1 protein-coding gene is annotated in these 714 nt (G+C 64.4%); it reads right to left on the reverse strand.

The features are described from left to right. Positions 1 to 647, reverse strand: a 647-nt coding sequence (locus tag K3F48_RS23865) for an IS256 family transposase (RefSeq protein WP_222577924.1), incomplete at its 3' end; no start/stop codon positions are given. Between the last annotated feature and the right edge of the window lie 67 nt (positions 648 to 714).

The raw sequence follows: 714 nt of genomic DNA on the forward strand, positions 1-714 counted from the left end.
CGCCGCCGGAGCTTGCGCAGAAAGTCGGTCCAGAAGGTTTCGGCTTCCGAAGGGCCGATGTCCATGCCGAGCACTTCGCGTCTTCCGTCGTTGTTGACGCCGATAGCGACGATCACGGCGACCGAGACGATGCGGCCGTTCTGGCGGACTTTGACATAAGTCGCGTCGATCCAGACATAGGGCCAGTCGCCTTCGATCGGGCGATCGAGAAAGGCTTTGACCTTATCGTCGATCTCCTCGCAGAGCCGGCTGACTTGGCTCTTGGAGACGCCGGAGCCGCCCATGGCTTTGACGAGATCATCGACGGAGCGGGTCGAGACGCCTTGGACGTAGGCCTCCTGGATCACCGCCGTCAGCGCCTTCTCGGCCATGCGCCGCGGTTCGAGGAAGCAGGGAAAATAGGTTCCCTTGCGGAGCTTGGGGATGCGCAGCTCCACCGTTCCGGCGCGGGTCTCCCAGTCGCGATCCCGATAGCCGTTGCGCTGGGCCAGCCGATCGGGCGAGCGCTCGCCGAGCGCGGCGCCGGTCTTGGCGCCGACCTCCAGCTCCATCAGCCGCTCGGCGGCGAAGCCGATCATCTCGCGAAGGAAATCGGCGTCGGGGGACTTTTCCAGAAGCGCTCGCAGGCTCATCATCTCATCGGTCATCGGTGGGTTCCTCGGTTGCGTTGAGATTCGCAAACCGACCCTAACCGGAGAATCGCCGGTGGCCGCC

It is taken from the genome of Methylosinus sp. Sm6 (genome assembly GCF_019802345.1).
Classification (GTDB): Bacteria; Pseudomonadota; Alphaproteobacteria; order Rhizobiales; family Beijerinckiaceae; genus Methylosinus.